A 15,973-nucleotide genomic window follows, 5' to 3' on the forward strand; every position below is an offset into this window, starting at 1 on the left:
CACCGCTAAGCCGACAGTCGAGGTGCGCATGCCGTTGGAGAATCCGCTGGAAGACGCCGAACACACCGCCGACGGCCATCTGGTCGAGGCGCAATCGGAGGACTTCGACCACGCCAAACCGCTGCGGGTCGACAACGACTGGTTCAAGAAGGCCGTCTTCTACGAGGTGCTCGTCCGGGCGTTCAACGACTCGAACAACGACGGCGTCGGTGACCTGCGGGGGTTGACCGACAAGCTCGACTACCTGTCGTGGTTGGGGGTCGATTGTCTGTGGCTGCCGCCGTTCTACGATTCTCCGCTGCGCGATGGCGGATACGACATCAGGGACTTCCGGACCGTCTTGCCCGAGTTCGGCACGGTTGACGACTTCGTCGAGTTGATCGAGCAAGCTCACCGGCGGGGCATCCGTATCATCACCGACCTGGTCATGAACCACACCTCCGACAGCCACCAGTGGTTCCAGGAATCGCGGTCCGATCCCGACGGACCCTACGGCGACTACTACGTCTGGGCCGATGACGACACGGGGTATCCCGAAGCGCGCATCATCTTCGTGGACACGGAGATCTCCAACTGGACCTGGGATCCCGTTCGGGGCCAATATTATTGGCACCGCTTCTTCTCGCATCAGCCCGATTTGAACTACGACAATCCCGAAGTCGCCGACGCGATGATCGACGTCCTGAGGTTTTGGCTCGATCTCGGCATCGACGGCTTCCGGCTCGACGCGGTGCCCTATCTGTTCGAGCGTGACGAGACCAACTGCGAGAATCTCGGCGAGACCCACGTCTTCCTCAAACGATGCCGCAAGGTGGTCGACGAAGAGTATCCCGGCCGCGTCCTGTTGGCAGAGGCCAATCAGTGGCCCGCCGACGTCGTCGCATACTTCGGCGAACCGGACGTCGGCGACGAGTGCCACATGGCATTCCACTTTCCCTTGATGCCCCGCATCTTCATGGCGGTGCGCAGGCAGAATCGGTTTCCGATCTCGGAGATCCTGGAGCAGACACCGCCCATCCCGAAATCGGCGCAGTGGGCCATCTTCCTGCGAAACCACGACGAGCTCACGCTGGAGATGGTGACCGACGAAGAACGTGACTACATGTACGCCGAATACGCGAAGGATCCGCGGATGAAGGCGAACATCGGGATCCGGCGACGACTCGCGCCCCTGCTCGACAACGATCGCAATCAGCTCGAACTGTTCACCGCGTTGCTGCTGAGCCTCCCGGGGTCCCCCATGCTCTATTACGGCGATGAGATCGGCATGGGCGACAACATCTGGCTCGGCGACCGCGATTCGGTGCGCACCCCGATGCAGTGGACACCGGACCGCAACGCGGGCTTCTCCCGCACCGATCCCGGCCGGATGTATCTGCCGGTGATCATGGACCCGACCTACGGATTCCAGTCGGTCAACGTCGAGGCGCAGATGAACGCGACCAACACCTTGCTGCACTGGACCCGGCGCATGATCGAGGTCCGCAAGCAGCACCCCGCGTTCGGTCTGGGTACGTTCACCGAACTCGGCAACAGCAACCCGTCGGTGCTGACGTACCTGCGGGAGTTGGCACCGTCGAGCGAGGAGCGTCGGACGAGCGACGTCATCCTCTGCGTGAACAACCTGTCGCGCTTCCCGCAGGGCGTGATCCTGGACCTGTCGGCATTCGAGGGGCGGATTCCCGTCGAACTGACCGGGTCGATCCCGTTCCCGAAGATCGGCTCCGAGGGCTACATGATCACACTGCCCGGGCATGGTTTCTACTGGTTCGCCTTGCAACCCGATCCCTCGGATTACAATGTGGCCCAAGGTTATCCACTCAGCAGTGAAGCCGAGGCGGCGGTGCAACCATGAGTATCGAACTACCCACTGATCAGCAACTCGCGGAAGGCCTACGGCAGTGGCTCCCGCAGCAACGATGGTTCTCGGCGAAAGACCGCGGCATCACGCAGGTCTCGATCGCAACCCGGGTGCCGCTGTTGTCGGATGAAGGATTCGCCGGGGAGCACCTGCTGGTGAACGTCGAGTTCGACAGCGGTCCCGCAGTCCGCTACCAGATCCCGTTGGGCTTTCGCTCGCATCTGTCCGAGCCGCTGCTGTCGTGGGCACTGCCGGAGTCGACGACAGGCGCTGTCGCCGCCTACGACGGGCTGCACGATCCGGATCTGATCGCTCGCTATCTGACCGCACTGGACTCGCACGAGCAGATCGAGGGCCTGCGCTTCCAGACCACCCCGGGCGTGACGATCGACGTCGAAGAGGTCGGACACGTACTCGGTGCCGAGCAGTCGAACACCTCGCTGGTGTTCGGGGAATCGTTGTTGTTCAAGGTGTTCCGTCAAGTCGAGACCGGGATCAACCCCGACGTCGAGCTGCACCGAGCGCTCGGTGAGGTCGGGTGTGAGTACGTCGCCGATCTGCGCGGTTGGGTGGAGACGGACATCGACGGGGAACCGACGACGCTGGCGATGGCACAGGACTTCATCGAGAATGCCGCCGATGGCTGGAGCATGGCGTTGATCAGCGTGCGCGACCTGTTCACCGAAGCGGACCTGCACGCCGCGGAGCTCGGCAGCGACTTCGCGGGTGACGCCGAGCGACTCGGCGCCGCCGTCGCGCACGTGCATGCCGACCTCGCGAGAAGCCTGGGCACCGAGCAGCGCGCGCCAGGGGAGAACGCGATCGACGGCATGCGGTCGAGACTCGACGTCGCGGCGCAGGCGATTCGCGAACTCGCCGAACATCGCGCAGCGATCGCGGCTGTCTACGACGAGGCGGCGCAATCCGGTCCCGACACCGTGCAACGAATCCACGGAGACCTACATCTCGGACAGGTGCTGCGGACTCCGTCGAACTGGCTGCTCATCGACTTCGAAGGTGAACCCATCAAACCGGTCGCCGAGCGCCGCAAACCCGACAGCCCGCTTCGTGACGTTGCGGGCATGCTGCGTTCCTTCGACTACGCGGGTCAGCATCTCCTGGGCCAGGGTGCCCCGAATGTCACTGCGCAGCGCGCATTCCGCGCCGTGGAATGGGTAGACCGCAACGCATCTGCCTTCTGTGAGGGCTACGCGTCGGTCACCGGCGCCGACCCTCGCGACCAGTCGGCACTTCTGCGGGCATACGAACTCGACAAGGCCGTCTACGAAGCGGGGTACGAGGCCCGGCACCGGCCGAGTTGGCTACCGTTGCCGTTGGGCGCGATTGCCCGGCTCACCGGGTCACAGTAGGTAGAACTCCTCGCGGGTGTCGCTGTTCCATCGCCGCAGTCCGGTCACGGTGGCGGTGAAGATCTCTGGCGCGAACCCCAGCGTCGTCAGCGCGTAGCCGATCTGGTCGTCCGCCAGTCGGCGGGCAAGCGTGACGTGTGGTGTCCAGGCTCCGGGTTGAATGTGCGGCAGAGGCTCGCCGCTGATGTGGCCGCGGGACAACTCGAAAACATGGGCGTGCAGATCGCAGAGCTCGCTGGATGGGACGACCAGCCGTGCCGCCGTTGCGCGACGGCCGCGAAACAGGAGCATGGCACCGATGTTGACTTCCATACCAGGCAGGTCGGTGAGCGTCGCCAGATCGCGGTCGACGGAACCGTCGATGGAGTCGGCGGCAATGAGAGTGACGTGCGGCCGATTCGACTCCGAGCGCGTCCGGCCCTGGCTCGGCAATCCCGCAGCGGTCAGAGCGTCCCACTGCGATGTGATGGTCGCGTCCGTCTCGGCATCGAAGATGAGTTCTATCGAGTGTGCCACGTGTTCACCCTTTGCCGAATGCGGTGGTTGTTTCGGTCTGGCCGACGGACGTCATGCTGGGTGCATCCACAGGCGCTGATCATGCACGACGACGTCCGGTGCCTCACCGCGGTAGACCTCGACCTCGACCCGCACCAACTGGCCGGTCGATCCCTGCGTCAATTTCGACGACCCGGCGTCTCGCGTCAGCACGTTGGGGTTGCCGTGGATACAGGCGGCAACCTCCGGTGAGCTGTGGTCGAACCAGGCGCCCGTGGAGATCTGCACGACGTTGGCGCGGACGCGGTCGTCGAGGATGGCGCCCGCCAGCATGCGCCCGGTGTCGCTGCGGACCAGGACGAGGTCGCCTGCCTTGATCTCACGGGCTGTCGCGTCCGCCGGGTTGAGCCGGATCGGTTCGCGGCCAAGCACTTTCGACTCGACACTGACCGCGCCGTTGTCGAGTTGGCTGTGCAGGCGTGATGCGGGGTTGTTGGCAACGAGGCACAGCGGGTACGGGCCGGTTCCGACAGCAACGGTTTCGGCAGGTGCGAGCCACGTCGGATGCGGGGGACAGTCGTCGTATCCGAACCGGGCGATCGTGGGCGATGAGATCTCGATCCGGCCGCTCGGTGTCGCAAGGCGGAACTTCTCTGGATCGCTTCGAAAGTCTTCGTACAAAACATGTTTCGAATCCGCACCGGGTAGGTCGAGGTGGCGCGCTGCCCAGAACTGGGCAAAGTTCTCGTTCGGGGTGAACTGGTCGGGGATGCTCTCACGCCAGCGCTCGTAGATGTGCTCGAGCCAACCCCATTCGTCGCGACCCTCGGTGAACTGCTCCTCGACGGCGAGCCGCTTGCTCAACTTGGTGAGAATTGCATAGTCGCTCAAGGATTCGCCCACGGGCGAGGCGACCTGCTGCATCGCGGTCATGATGTCGTCGTACCGCCCGCAGCCGATGTCGTTGCGTTCCAACGTCGTCGTCGCCGGCAGGACGATGTCGGCGTGCCGCGCCGTCGCGGTCCAGAACGGTTCATGCACGACCACCGTGTCCGGCTGCTGAAAGCCGGCGCGCAGACGCACGAGGTCCTGATGATGATGGAACGGATTACCGCCCGCCCAGTAGATCAGCTTGGTGTCGGGATAGACCCTGGACTGGCCGTTGAAATCGTAGGTGGAGCCGGGATGGAGCAACATGTCCGAGATGCGTGCGACGGGGATGAAGTCGTTCACAGGATTGACACCCTGATGGAAGGTGGGCAGCGGGTAGGGCAGTCTGCCCGCGCCCATGCCGCCGGTCGACCCGTATCCGTGACCGAATCCGCCCCCGGGGAGACCGATCTGACCGAGGAACGCCGCCAGCGCGATCGAAGCCCACACCGGTTGCTCACCGAACCGGGCCCGCTGCAACGACCACGAAGTCGTCACCATCGTCCTACAACCTGCCATCCGGCGGGCGAGGTCGGCGATGGTCGAGGCGTCGACTCCGCAGATGGTCGCCGCCCAGCCAGGGGTTTTCGCGATTCCATCGGATTGCCCGCGTAGATAGCGGGCGAACTCCTCGAAACCGACTGTGTACTTGTCGACGAACTCGAGGTCACAGAGCCCCTCGGACAGCAGCACCCAGCACAGGGCCAGGATCAGCGCGGTGTCGGTGGCCGGGTTGATCGAGATCCACTGGGCATCGATCACCGTCGCCAGATCGTCGGCAAGGGGACTGATGGTCACGAACTCGGCGCCCCGGGCGCGGGCGTCCTCCAATGATTCCCGCACCGTGTGACGACTGATACCGCCTGCGTTGATCTGGAAGTTCTTGGCCGGTACGCCCCCGAAACAGACGAACAGATCGGTGTGCTCGCTCAGCACGTTCCAGGTGGTGGGCCGATACAGTGGCGCCTCATCGCCGACGATGTGCGGCAGCAGCACACTCGACGCTCCGTGGCTGTAGCTGTGCACCGACCGGGTGTAGCCGCCGATGGTGTTCAAGAATCGGTGTATCTGACTCTGTGCGTGATGAAACCGTCCTGCACTCGCCCAGCCGTACGACCCACCGAAGATGGCCGGGTTCCCATACGTGCTGCGGACTCGCTCGAGTTCAGCAGCGAGCAGGTCGAGGGCGCGATCCCAACTCACCTCGACGTAGTCGTCCGATCCGCGGCGGGTCGACGGACCCGGACCGTCGTCGAGCCAACCCCGTCGCACAGATGGGTGAAGTACCCGGACGCCCTTGTCGAACGATGCCGGGATGTTGCGGAGAAGCTCCGACGGATCCGGATCTGCCGGGTCTGGCTTCACCGACAGTCCCTGCTCGTCGAGCGACGCCGTGAACGCCCCCCAGTGCGAACTGTTGACCAGTTCTTCTGCAGCCATGCGTCGATTCTTTCACCGGCCGTGGCCGGTGGTTCCGTCAGCACACGTATGCGGCGGATCGCTGACGCTCTGGAACGATCACGATCATGGCGAACAGATATCGGATCGGACTCATCGACGGCGACGGGATCGGCCCGGAGATCGTCCCGGCGGCCGCGCGGGTCGCCGACCAGGCCTTGGCCGCTGTCGGGCGCGAGGTCGACTGGGTGCCCCTGGAACTCGGACGAACGACCATCGACAAGTACGGCACCGCGATGCCCGAGGCCACTCTCGCCGCACTCGACGACCTCGACCTCTGGATTCTCGGACCCCACGATTCGGCGAGCTATCCACCGGAGCACCGGACTGGACTGACGCCGGGCGGGGTCGTCCGCAAACGCTACGACCTGTACGCGAACATCCGTCCTGCGCTCGCACACGACGGTGTCCATGCGACGAACCCGGACCTCGACCTCGTCATCGTGCGAGAGAACAGCGAGGGGCTCTACGCCGACCGGAACATGGCTCGCGGCACGGGAGAGTTCATGCCGACCCCCGACGTTGCGCTGTCGGTCGGCGTGATCACCCGAGCGGCCACCCGACGAATCGCGGTGTCCGCGTTCGAGTTGGCGCGCTCCCGGCGCAAACACGTCACGATCGTCCACAAGGCGAATGTGCTCTCGATGACCACAGGGTTGTTCCGCGACGTGTGCCGTGAGGTCGCGGAAGGTTATCCGGACGTGCGGGTAGACGATGAACACGTGGACGCGATGGCTGCCCATCTGGTGCGACGAGGTGGGCGGTTCGATGTCATCGTCACCGAGAACCTGTTCGGCGACATCCTCTCGGACCTGGCTGCCGAACTGGCCGGGTCGCTGGGCATCGCGGCGTCGATCAACACTTCGGCCACCAAAGCGATGGCGCAGGCAGCACACGGCGCCGCGCCTGACATCGCGGGCCGCGGAGTCGCGAATCCCGTCGGCATCATCGGCTCGACAGCGATGCTGCTCGAATGGCAGGCGCTGCGGAGCGATGACATGGCGCTGCGGACCGCCGCGGAGAACATGCGCGGTGCGATCGGTGAGACGCTGTCGGCGGGTGTGGCGACCGCCGACCTCGGAGGCACAGCGTCGACCGCGTCGTTCGTCGAAGCGGTGCTCGGTGCGCTGGAGGGCCCGGGGCGCTAACCTGCCAACGAGCATTGACATCGACGAGGGGGCGGTACCGGTGACCGAACGAGAAGATGTGGTTTTCGCGTCGGGGCAGGGGAGTGCGCGGGCACACTGCGCCGCGTGGCTGTACCGGCCGGCGGGCGGCCATTCCGGGCGCACGCCGCTCATCGTCCTGGCGCATGGTCTCGGGGCCGTGCGCACCATGCGTCTCGACGCGTATGCCGAGCGATTCGTGGCAGCCGGGTATGCGGCGCTCGTCTTCGACTACCGGCACTTCGGCGACAGTGAGGGTGCCCCGCGTCAGCTGCTGAGTATCGGGAGGCAACGCGAGGACTGGCACGCGGCGATCGCCTACGCGCGCACGCTCGACGGCATCGACCCGGACAAGATCTGCATCTTCGGGACATCGTTCGGCGGTGGACACGTACTCGCCGTCGCCGCCGATGACGCCCGGTTGGCCGCTGTCATCTCGCAGTGCCCGTTCACCGAAGGCCCAGCCTCAGCGCTCACCCTCGGGCCTCGCGCGACCCTCGGGGTCACCCTTGCTGCCATCCGGGACCTGGCGGCGGCGGCGCGCGGCCGGGAACCGGTGCTGGTGCCTCTGGCCGGCGCTCCGGGTGAGACGGCGTTGATGAATGCGCCGGACGTCGTAGCCGGTTACCTGGGACTGGTGCCCGAGACCGAGACCATCGTGAACGGCGTCGCCGCACGGGTCGGCCTTGCCATCCCGTTGGCGCGGCCGGGACGTGCGGTGAAGAAGATTTCGGCGCCGGTGCTGTTCTGTGTGTGTGACACCGACACCGTCGCACCCCCCGGTCCGACATTGAAATACGCCGCCACGGCTCCGAAGGGCACCGTACGGCGGTATCCGTTCGGCCACTTCGACATCTACGTCGGGGACGCCTTCGAACGAGCGATCGCTGATCAGATCGAGTTCCTGCACCGCGAGGTCTCTGTCTGACCCTTCCGCCCCCCGATAATGGGTTGTTGTGGCGGAGCCGACCTGGCCTTTTGTTCGCCAGAACGACCCATTTTCGGAGGGCTAGGTGGGCTTGCGCGTGCAGAAGATCGCCGTGCCGGGGAAGTAGTGGCCGCGCAAGGGGCTCCACTGACCCCACTCACGGTCGAAGCCTTCGGGCCATTCGGGTTCGATGAGGTCGTCGAGGATCAGGCCGGCGGCCCTGATCTCCCGGACCCGATCGCCGAGGGTCCGGTGGTGTTCGACGTAACTGACCGTTCCGTCGTCCTCGGTCTCCACGTACGGGGTGCGGTCGAAGTACGGCAGGGTGACCGTCAATCCGGTGGGGCCGGGATCGTCCGGGAAAGCCCATCGCATCGGGTGATTGACCGAGAAGACCCAGCGGCCGCCCGGACGCAGCACCCGGGCCACCTCGCTCATGACCCGCGCCGAGTCGGCGACAAAGGGCACCGCACCGAATGCCGAGCAGGCGAGATCGAAGACCTCGTCGCCGAACGGCAGGGCTTCGGCTCCTGCCTGTACCAAGCCTGGTTGCGGACCGCCCCGCGCCATCGCGTGCTGCCCACGGCGCAGCATCTCCCGGGACAGGTCCAATCCGACCGCATGCGCGCCGTGGCCGGTGAGCCACCGACTGCACGGTGCCGATCCGCATCCGATCTCCAGAACAGTCTTGCCGGCGACGTCGCCGAGCAGTTCGACGTCGTCTTCGCGCAGCCCTTCGGGGCACCACACGAAGTCGCCGTCGTCGCTGTCCGCGCCGAGGAAGTCGCCGTGCGTACCGTGGTAGGAGTCCGCATCGGCGTCCCACCAGCGCCGATTCGCCGAAACGCTGGTTTTCGAGTCGACGCCGCTACGCAGATACGGGTACGACACGGAGGTATTTGCCCAGTCCAGCGGGGCTGGCGTATCCTCAGACACGCGCGTGCCTGAGCTCGCGTGGTTCTTCATGCCGGTCACTCATCCGTGGCCACTGTTGATCCCGCATTACTGTCCCTACAACCCAACCTGTCCGGAGCCATCTAACATATGCCGTCCACGACCATTACCTCACCACAAGTAGCCGTTAACGATATCGGCTCGGCTGAGGATTTTCTTGCCGCCATCGATGCCACTATCAAGTACTTCAATGATGGCGACATCGTCGAGGGCACCATCGTCAAGGTTGACCGCGACGAAGTGCTGCTCGACATCGGTTACAAAACCGAGGGAGTGATCCCGTCCCGCGAACTGTCCATCAAGCACGACGTCGACCCCAGCGAGGTTGTCAGCGTCGGCGATGAGGTGGAAGCACTCGTCCTCACCAAGGAGGACAAAGAGGGTCGGTTGATCCTGTCCAAGAAGCGCGCTCAGTACGAGCGTGCGTGGGGCACCATCGAAGAGCTCAAGGAAAAGGACGAGGCCGTCAAGGGCACCGTCATCGAGGTCGTCAAGGGCGGCCTGATCCTGGACATCGGTCTGCGCGGATTCCTCCCCGCATCGCTGGTGGAGATGCGTCGCGTGCGCGATCTGCAGCCGTACATCGGCAAAGAGATCGAAGCCAAGATCATCGAGCTCGACAAGAACCGCAACAACGTCGTGCTCTCGCGTCGTGCGTGGCTCGAGCAGACCCAGTCCGAGGTGCGCAGCGAGTTCCTGCACCAGCTCCAGAAGGGGCAGGTCCGCAAGGGCGTCGTGTCCTCGATCGTCAACTTCGGCGCATTCGTCGATCTCGGCGGCGTCGACGGTCTGGTGCACGTTTCCGAGCTGTCTTGGAAGCACATCGATCATCCCTCCGAGGTCGTCGCCGTGGGCGACGAGGTCACCGTCGAGGTCCTCGACGTCGATCTGGATCGCGAGCGGGTGTCGTTGTCGCTCAAGGCCACTCAGGAAGATCCGTGGCGTCAGTTCGCGCGTACCCACGCCATCGGCCAGATCGTGCCCGGCAAGGTCACGAAGCTGGTTCCGTTCGGTGCATTCGTGCGGGTCGAAGAGGGCATCGAAGGCCTCGTCCACATCTCGGAGCTGGCCGAGCGCCACGTCGAGGTGCCGGATCAGGTTGTCGCCGTTGGTGACGACGCGATGGTCAAGGTCATCGACATCGACCTCGAGCGTCGCCGGATCTCGCTGAGCCTCAAGCAGGCCAACGAGGACTACACCGAAGAGTTCGATCCGTCGAAGTACGGCATGGCCGACAGCTACGACGAGCAGGGCAACTACATCTTCCCCGAGGGCTTCGACTCCGAGACCAACGAATGGCTCGAAGGATTCGAGAAGCAGCGGGAAGCGTGGGAGTCCCGCTACGCCGAGGCCGAGCGTCGCCACAAGATGCACACCGCCCAGATGGAGAAGTTCGCCGCTGCCGCCGAGGCCGCTGCCAACGCTCCGACCGATTACTCGTCGGATTCCGCTGACAAGGGTGGTGACGACGCCGCCACCGCGACGTCCTCGTCGTCTTCGTCGGCGCCGAAGAGTGGTGGATCGCTCGCCAGCGACGAGCAGCTTGCTGCTCTGCGCGAGAAGCTCTCCGGCAACGCCTGATAGACATCTAGACAAGCAAGCGCCCCTCACCGCAAGGTGGGGGGCGTTTTGTCGTCTGTGGGTAGGCGCCGCTCGAGACAGCCATGCATACATAGCTTTTTGACAATGATTATCGTTGGCAAAGACACTCTCTACTATGAACATCAATCGAGGGCTGCAGGCCCTTTCTCTCGTCGCGATCGGCACGGTACTCGTGGCCGGTTGCAGCTCCGGAAGCGATGACAGTGAAACCTCCGCCGGCCCGAGTTCCTCCGCGTCGAAACCCGCAGGCGTTGAGCAAGAGTCAGCTCAGCCGCGACTGGCCGTCAGCTACGACGGCGGCATCGCTGTCCTGGATGCGACGACACTCGACGAGATCAAGACCCTGCCGGCTGAAGGCTTCATCCGGCTCAACCCCGCCGGAGACGGCCGGCACGTCTTCGTCTCGGAATCAGAGGGCTTCCGGGCACTCGATCTCGGAACCTGGAGTCGCGCGCACGGGGACCACGATCACTACTACACCGCAGAACCGGCGCTGACCGACATCCGTTTCGGTGGTGAGGAACCGGGACACGTTGTGGTCCACGATGATCGAACCACCTTGTTCTCCGACGGCACCGGTGAGATCGATATCGTCGAGCCTGCGGAACTGCTGCGGGGCAAAGGTGTGGCGACCAGCCACAAAGTCGAGCCGCACCACGGAGTGGCCGTGGCCCGAGAGGACGGAACCACTGTGGTCTCTGTCGGCAATGAGGACGAGCGCACCGGGGTGCAGATTCTCGGAGCCGACTTCCAGCAGATCGCAGCCAACGACCAGTGTCCGAACCTGCACGGCGAAGCTGCCGTGGCCAATGGCGTGCTCGCGTTCGGCTGCACCGATGGCATCCTGATCGTCCGTGGCAACGAGATCACCAAGGTGCAGAGCCCAGATGTGTACGGCCGCATCGGCAATCAGGCCGGTTCAGAAGCCTCGCCTGTGGTGCTCGGCGACTACAAGGTCGACAAGGACGCCGAGTTGGAACGTCCCACCCGCGTGAGCCTGACCAACACCGACACCGGCGAGCTGAAGTTGGTCGAACTCGGGACCAGTTACACGTTCCGCTCGCTTCAGCGCGGCCCCCAGGGTGAAGCTCTGGTCCTCGGTACGGACGGTGCCATCCACGTGATCGATCCGATCACCGGGATGGTCACCAACAAGATCGCCGTCATCGGACAGTGGTCGGAGCCGGAGGAGTGGCAGGAAGCGCGCCCGGCTCTGTTCGTCGAGGATTCGACCGCCTACGTGAGCGACCCCGCGAACAAGAAGCTGTTCGCCGTCGATCTCGCGGCCGGAACCGTGTCTGCGGAGACCGCCGTCGACTTCACGCCGAATGAACTGACCGGCGTCACCGGCTGACGAAGGTCGATGGCTCTCTCGCGCGCACCCTGCGGGGTGCGCGCGAGAGGTCGTCTGTGACACTCATCTCGTGATCCGAGTAGGCCTGACCGGTGGTATCGGCGCCGGAAAATCAACAGTCGCACGTACGCTCACCGAGCGCGGTGCCTACCTCATCGATGCGGACGTGATCGCCCGCGAGGTGGTCGCGCCGGGGACCGACGGGTTGGCGCAGCTCGTCGCGGCCTTCGGTGACGACATCCTGCAGTCCGACGGCGCGCTGGACAGGGCGGCGCTGGCCGCGAAGGCGTTTGTCGACGACGAACAACGCAAGAAGCTCAACGGCATCACCCACCCGCTGGTCGGCGCCCGTGCTTTCGAGTTGCTGGAAGCGGCGCCGGCGGACGCGATCGTGCTGCAGGACATTCCGCTGCTCGTCGAGAACGGCAGTGCACCGTTCTTTCATCTCGTGGTGATCGTGCACGCCGACGAGGACGTACGGCTCGCGCGCCTGACCGGCCAGCGTGGCATGCCGGAGGACGATGCGCGCGCCCGCATCAAGTCGCAGGCGAGTGTCGAAGATCGGCGGGCCGTGGCCGACGTCTGGCTCGACAACAGCGGAACCCCGGACGATCTCGCCGCACTCGCTGCTGCGCTGTGGGACGAACGACTAGTGCCGTATGAGAGCAATGTCCGCAACCGCGTCTGCGCACCGCAGCCGTCCGCTGAGGTCGATGTGCGTCCTGAGTGGTCAGTGCAGGCGACCAGGTTGACGAACCGGTTGAGAGTGATCGGCGGGGACAAGATCGCCGACGTCGCCCATAGCGGGCCCACCGCCGCCGCGGAAGGCGGTTCTGCGCCGGACGTGCTGCATTTCGATGTCCGCCTGGCCGACCGCACGACGCCCGCAGAGGTGACCGAGATACTGGCCGACGGTGGCTTCCCCGAGCGCAGCGCCGGCGTCCACGCCAACGCCGATCCGGGCCGGGCGGTCACCATCACCCTGAAGTAGCCCGAAAATGGGGCCTTGTGGCGGTACTCACCTGCGGTTTTGTTCGCCACAAGGGCCCACTATCGGAGGTCCCAGGTGAGTGCTGCGCCTTCGGAGGCGAGCCAGGCCTGGACGTCGTTGCCATGGGCGGCTGCGCCGACCATCGTGCGGGTGGCGATGTGCACGGCGGCTTCGGCCGGTTCGCGGGGCAGCAGCCCGGCGGCGTGAGCGTCGAACAGTTCGTCGACGTCCTCGAGTTCCAAGCCCCGGCCCGGTCGGTCGATCAGGTCGAGATACCAGTCCTCCGAATGCCAGCGTCCGTCCGTATCGGGGCCGGTGAACTCGCCGATGTCGAGGTAGAGGCGCTGGTCCCGCTCGTGTCCGGGACGGTAGTGGAAGATGCTGACCCGCAGTCCGAAGGCGGGCAGCAGCCACGATTGCAGACGGTCGAACTCGCGATGGTCGGCGAATCGGTCCATGTAGAGCCCGAAATCGGTGGTCCGATAGGTCTCCACCTGGCGCACGAACCCCTTCGGATCGGTGTTGGTCTTCGCTGTCGGGTCGAAGGTCTCATGTTTGGGTGGGTGCAGTGCCGCCATTTCGACAACGTAACCCGGGACGGGCGTTCGCTGTCGGCGCACGCGCGATGTCAGAGGTCGCGTTTACTCTGGCTGTATGGCTTTTGCAGCAGAACATCCGATTGTCGCGCATTCGGAATTCCGGCCGGTGGGGGACATCGAGCGGACCGGTGCCGACTTCCAGGTGATCAGTGATCACAAACCCGCGGGCGACCAGCCGACTGCGATCGCGGACCTCGAACGTCGCCTGCGTGAAGGCGAGAAGGATGTGGTCCTGCTCGGCGCCACCGGCACCGGTAAGTCCGCCACCACCGCCTGGTTGATCGAGAAGGTGCAGCGGCCCACGTTGGTGATGGCGCCGAACAAGACGCTGGCCGCCCAGCTCGCGAACGAATTGCGAGACATGTTGCCCAACAACGCCGTCGAGTACTTCGTCTCGTACTACGACTACTACCAGCCCGAGGCGTACATCGCTCAGACCGACACCTATATCGAGAAGGACTCGTCGATCAATGACGACGTCGAGCGCCTGCGGCACTCTGCGACCTCGAGCTTGCTCTCCCGCCGTGATGTCGTGGTGGTCGCGTCGGTGTCGTGCATCTACGGCCTCGGCACCCCGCAGTCGTACCTCGACCGGTCCGTGAACCTCGAGGTCGGCCAGGAGGTCGACCGCGACGCACTGCTGCGATTGCTGGTCGATGTCCAGTACTCCCGCAACGACGTCAGTTTCACTCGCGGGAGCTTCCGGGTACGCGGCGACACCGTCGAGATCATCCCGTCCTATGAGGAACTGGCCGTCAGGATCGAGTTCTTCGGCGACGAGATCGAGGCTCTCTACTACCTGCATCCGCTCACCGGCGACGTCGTGCGCGAGGTGAAGACGCTGCGCATCTTCCCGGCCACCCACTACGTCGCAGGCCCGGAGCGTATGGAGAGGGCGATCGAGTCGATCGAGGCAGAGCTCGAGGCCCGCCTGGCCGATCTCGAAGGCAAGGGCAAATTGCTCGAGGCCCAGCGCCTGCGCATGCGGACGACCTATGACCTCGAGATGATGCGCCAGGTCGGATTCTGCTCGGGCATCGAGAACTATTCGCGGCACATCGATGGTCGCGGGCCAGGCACGGCGCCGGCGACGCTGATCGATTACTTCCCCGACGACTTCCTCATGGTGATCGACGAATCCCACGTGACGGTTCCGCAGATCGGTGCCATGTACGAGGGCGACATGTCCCGCAAACGCAACCTGGTCGACTTCGGATTCCGGCTACCCTCCGCCGTCGACAACCGGCCGCTGACGTGGAGCGAATTCGTAGACCGGATCGGGCAGACCGTCTACCTGTCGGCGACACCCGGAAAATACGAGCTGGGTCAGTCGAACGGAGAGTTCGTCGAGCAGGTAATCCGGCCGACAGGTCTCGTCGATCCGCAGGTCATCGTCAAACCCACGAAGGGACAGATCGACGACCTCATCCACGAGATCCGGGAGCGAACTGCCAAGGACGAACGGGTTCTGGTCACCACGCTCACCAAGAAGATGTCCGAGGACCTCACCGACTACCTGCTCGAGCTGGGCATCAGAGTTCGATATCTCCATTCGGAGGTCGATACGCTGCGGCGCGTCGAGCTGCTGCGACAACTGCGTACGGGTGAGTACGACGTCCTGGTCGGAATCAACTTGCTGCGAGAGGGTTTGGACCTTCCGGAGGTTTCGCTGGTTGCCATCCTGGACGCCGACAAGGAAGGCTTCCTGCGCAGCACCACCAGCTTGATCCAGACCATCGGCCGAGCGGCTCGTAACGTGTCCGGCGAGGTCCACATGTACGCAGACAAGATCACCGACTCGATGCGCAACGCGATCGACGAGACCGACAGACGCCGTGAGAAGCAGGTCGCATACAACAAGAAAATGGGCGTCGATCCGCAACCGCTGCGTAAGAAGATCGCAGACATCCTCGACCAGGTCTACGAGGAGGCCGAGGACAATGCGGTGGCTGTGGGAGGCTCGGGGCGCAACTCCAGTCGCGGTCGTCGCGCGCAGGGTGAACCCGGCCGGGCATCGGGATCGGCCGGGGTACTCGACGGCAGGGACGTGTCAGCGATGCCGCGTGCGGATCTCGCCGACCTCATCAAGTCGCTGACCGATCAGATGATGAATGCGGCCCGAGACCTGCAGTTCGAACTCGCCGGGCGTCTACGAGACGAGATCGCCGACCTCAAAAAGGAGCTACGGGGTATGGACGCGGCTGGTATCCGGTAGGCGAAAGTATGTGTGACCGGCGTGACCATCAACCCAACGCTGCAGGTCAG

Annotated in this window: 12 protein-coding genes; 8 read left to right on the forward strand and 4 right to left on the reverse strand. The window is 64.6% G+C overall.

Translation table 11 applies throughout. The features are described 5' to 3' along the window. Nucleotides 1–28 precede the first annotated feature (28 nt). Nucleotides 29–1,855 (forward strand): maltose alpha-D-glucosyltransferase, encoded by a 1,827-nt coding sequence (treS, locus tag DFR67_RS16745; RefSeq protein ID WP_110470697.1) that lies wholly within the window; start codon nt 29–31, stop codon nt 1,853–1,855. Beyond that, nucleotides 1,852–3,231, forward strand: coding sequence for a maltokinase N-terminal cap-like domain-containing protein (locus tag DFR67_RS16750; RefSeq protein WP_110470624.1), 1,380 nt, complete (start codon nt 1,852–1,854; stop codon nt 3,229–3,231). The genes treS and DFR67_RS16750 overlap by 4 nt, the downstream gene beginning before the upstream one ends. On the opposite strand, the gene DFR67_RS16755 is transcribed toward DFR67_RS16750, so the two are convergent. Together DFR67_RS16755 and DFR67_RS16760 are read right to left on the reverse strand one after the other, a co-directional pair. Beyond that, complete coding sequence (locus DFR67_RS16755) at nt 3,223–3,747, reverse strand: 2'-5' RNA ligase family protein (RefSeq protein ID WP_110470625.1); 525 nt, start codon at nt 3,745–3,747, stop codon at nt 3,223–3,225. The two genes, DFR67_RS16750 and DFR67_RS16755, sit on opposite strands and share 9 nt — an antisense overlap. Before the next feature lie 51 nt (nt 3,748–3,798). Continuing rightward, nucleotides 3,799–6,096 (reverse strand): molybdopterin-dependent oxidoreductase, encoded by a 2,298-nt coding sequence (locus tag DFR67_RS16760; protein ID WP_110470626.1) that lies wholly within the window; start codon nt 6,094–6,096, stop codon nt 3,799–3,801. 86 nt (nt 6,097–6,182) lie between these two features. Here DFR67_RS16760 and DFR67_RS16765 point away from each other — a divergent pair, with 86 nt between their 5' ends. Then, nucleotides 6,183–7,262 (forward strand): isocitrate/isopropylmalate dehydrogenase family protein, encoded by a 1,080-nt coding sequence (locus tag DFR67_RS16765; protein WP_110470627.1) that lies wholly within the window; start codon nt 6,183–6,185, stop codon nt 7,260–7,262. A 40-nt stretch (nt 7,263–7,302) separates the two neighbouring features. Further along, nucleotides 7,303–8,208: an alpha/beta hydrolase gene (locus DFR67_RS16770; protein ID WP_110470628.1), complete on the forward strand. Its 906-nt coding sequence runs from the start codon at nt 7,303–7,305 to the stop codon at nt 8,206–8,208. An 81-nt stretch (nt 8,209–8,289) separates the two neighbouring features. Here the strand turns inward: DFR67_RS16770 and DFR67_RS16775 are convergent, their stop codons facing one another. Next, nucleotides 8,290–9,099 (reverse strand): class I SAM-dependent methyltransferase, encoded by an 810-nt coding sequence (locus tag DFR67_RS16775; protein ID WP_245938003.1) that lies wholly within the window; start codon nt 9,097–9,099, stop codon nt 8,290–8,292. A 153-nt stretch (nt 9,100–9,252) separates the two neighbouring features. Between DFR67_RS16775 and rpsA the strand changes: the two genes are divergently transcribed. From rpsA to coaE, 3 genes are all read left to right on the forward strand, one after another. Beyond that, on the forward strand, nt 9,253–10,743 hold the full coding sequence (gene rpsA / locus DFR67_RS16780; protein ID WP_084835853.1) for a 30S ribosomal protein S1: 1,491 nt from the start codon (nt 9,253–9,255) through the stop codon (nt 10,741–10,743). A 136-nt stretch (nt 10,744–10,879) separates the two neighbouring features. Then, nucleotides 10,880–12,118, forward strand: a complete 1,239-nt coding sequence (aztD, locus tag DFR67_RS16785; protein ID WP_110470629.1) for a zinc metallochaperone AztD — start codon at nt 10,880–10,882, stop codon at nt 12,116–12,118. Nucleotides 12,119–12,188: 70 nt separating this feature from the next. Next, on the forward strand, nt 12,189–13,109 hold the full coding sequence (coaE, locus tag DFR67_RS16790; RefSeq protein WP_110470630.1) for a dephospho-CoA kinase: 921 nt from the start codon (nt 12,189–12,191) through the stop codon (nt 13,107–13,109). A gap of 59 nt (nt 13,110–13,168) precedes the next feature. Here the strand turns inward: coaE and DFR67_RS16795 are convergent, their stop codons facing one another. Next, nucleotides 13,169–13,687: a ribonuclease FAU-1 family protein gene (locus DFR67_RS16795; RefSeq protein WP_110470631.1), complete on the reverse strand. Its 519-nt coding sequence runs from the start codon at nt 13,685–13,687 to the stop codon at nt 13,169–13,171. A gap of 76 nt (nt 13,688–13,763) precedes the next feature. Here DFR67_RS16795 and uvrB point away from each other — a divergent pair, with 76 nt between their 5' ends. Beyond that, on the forward strand, nt 13,764–15,923 hold the full coding sequence (gene uvrB / locus DFR67_RS16800; protein WP_110470632.1) for an excinuclease ABC subunit UvrB: 2,160 nt from the start codon (nt 13,764–13,766) through the stop codon (nt 15,921–15,923). The last annotated feature ends 50 nt before the right edge of the window (nt 15,924–15,973 follow it).

It is taken from the genome of Williamsia limnetica (genome assembly GCF_003217475.1).
GTDB classification, from domain to species: Bacteria; Actinomycetota; Actinomycetes; order Mycobacteriales; family Mycobacteriaceae; genus Williamsia; species Williamsia limnetica.

Excerpts from the sequence above, each read along its gene's own strand:
- treS (WP_110470697.1), top strand. The coding sequence starts at position 29 with ATGCCGTTGGAGAATCCGCTGGAAGACGCCGAACACACCGCCGACGGC.
- DFR67_RS16750 (WP_110470624.1), top strand. The coding sequence starts at position 1,852 with ATGAGTATCGAACTACCCACTGATCAGCAACTCGCGGAAGGCCTACGG.
- DFR67_RS16760 (WP_110470626.1), bottom strand. The coding sequence starts at position 6,096 with ATGGCTGCAGAAGAACTGGTCAACAGTTCGCACTGGGGGGCGTTCACG.
- DFR67_RS16765 (WP_110470627.1), top strand. The coding sequence starts at position 6,183 with ATGGCGAACAGATATCGGATCGGACTCATCGACGGCGACGGGATCGGC.
- rpsA (WP_084835853.1), top strand. The coding sequence starts at position 9,253 with ATGCCGTCCACGACCATTACCTCACCACAAGTAGCCGTTAACGATATC.
- aztD (WP_110470629.1), top strand. The coding sequence starts at position 10,880 with ATGAACATCAATCGAGGGCTGCAGGCCCTTTCTCTCGTCGCGATCGGC.
- DFR67_RS16795 (WP_110470631.1), bottom strand. The coding sequence starts at position 13,687 with ATGGCGGCACTGCACCCACCCAAACATGAGACCTTCGACCCGACAGCG.
- uvrB (WP_110470632.1), top strand. The coding sequence starts at position 13,764 with ATGGCTTTTGCAGCAGAACATCCGATTGTCGCGCATTCGGAATTCCGG.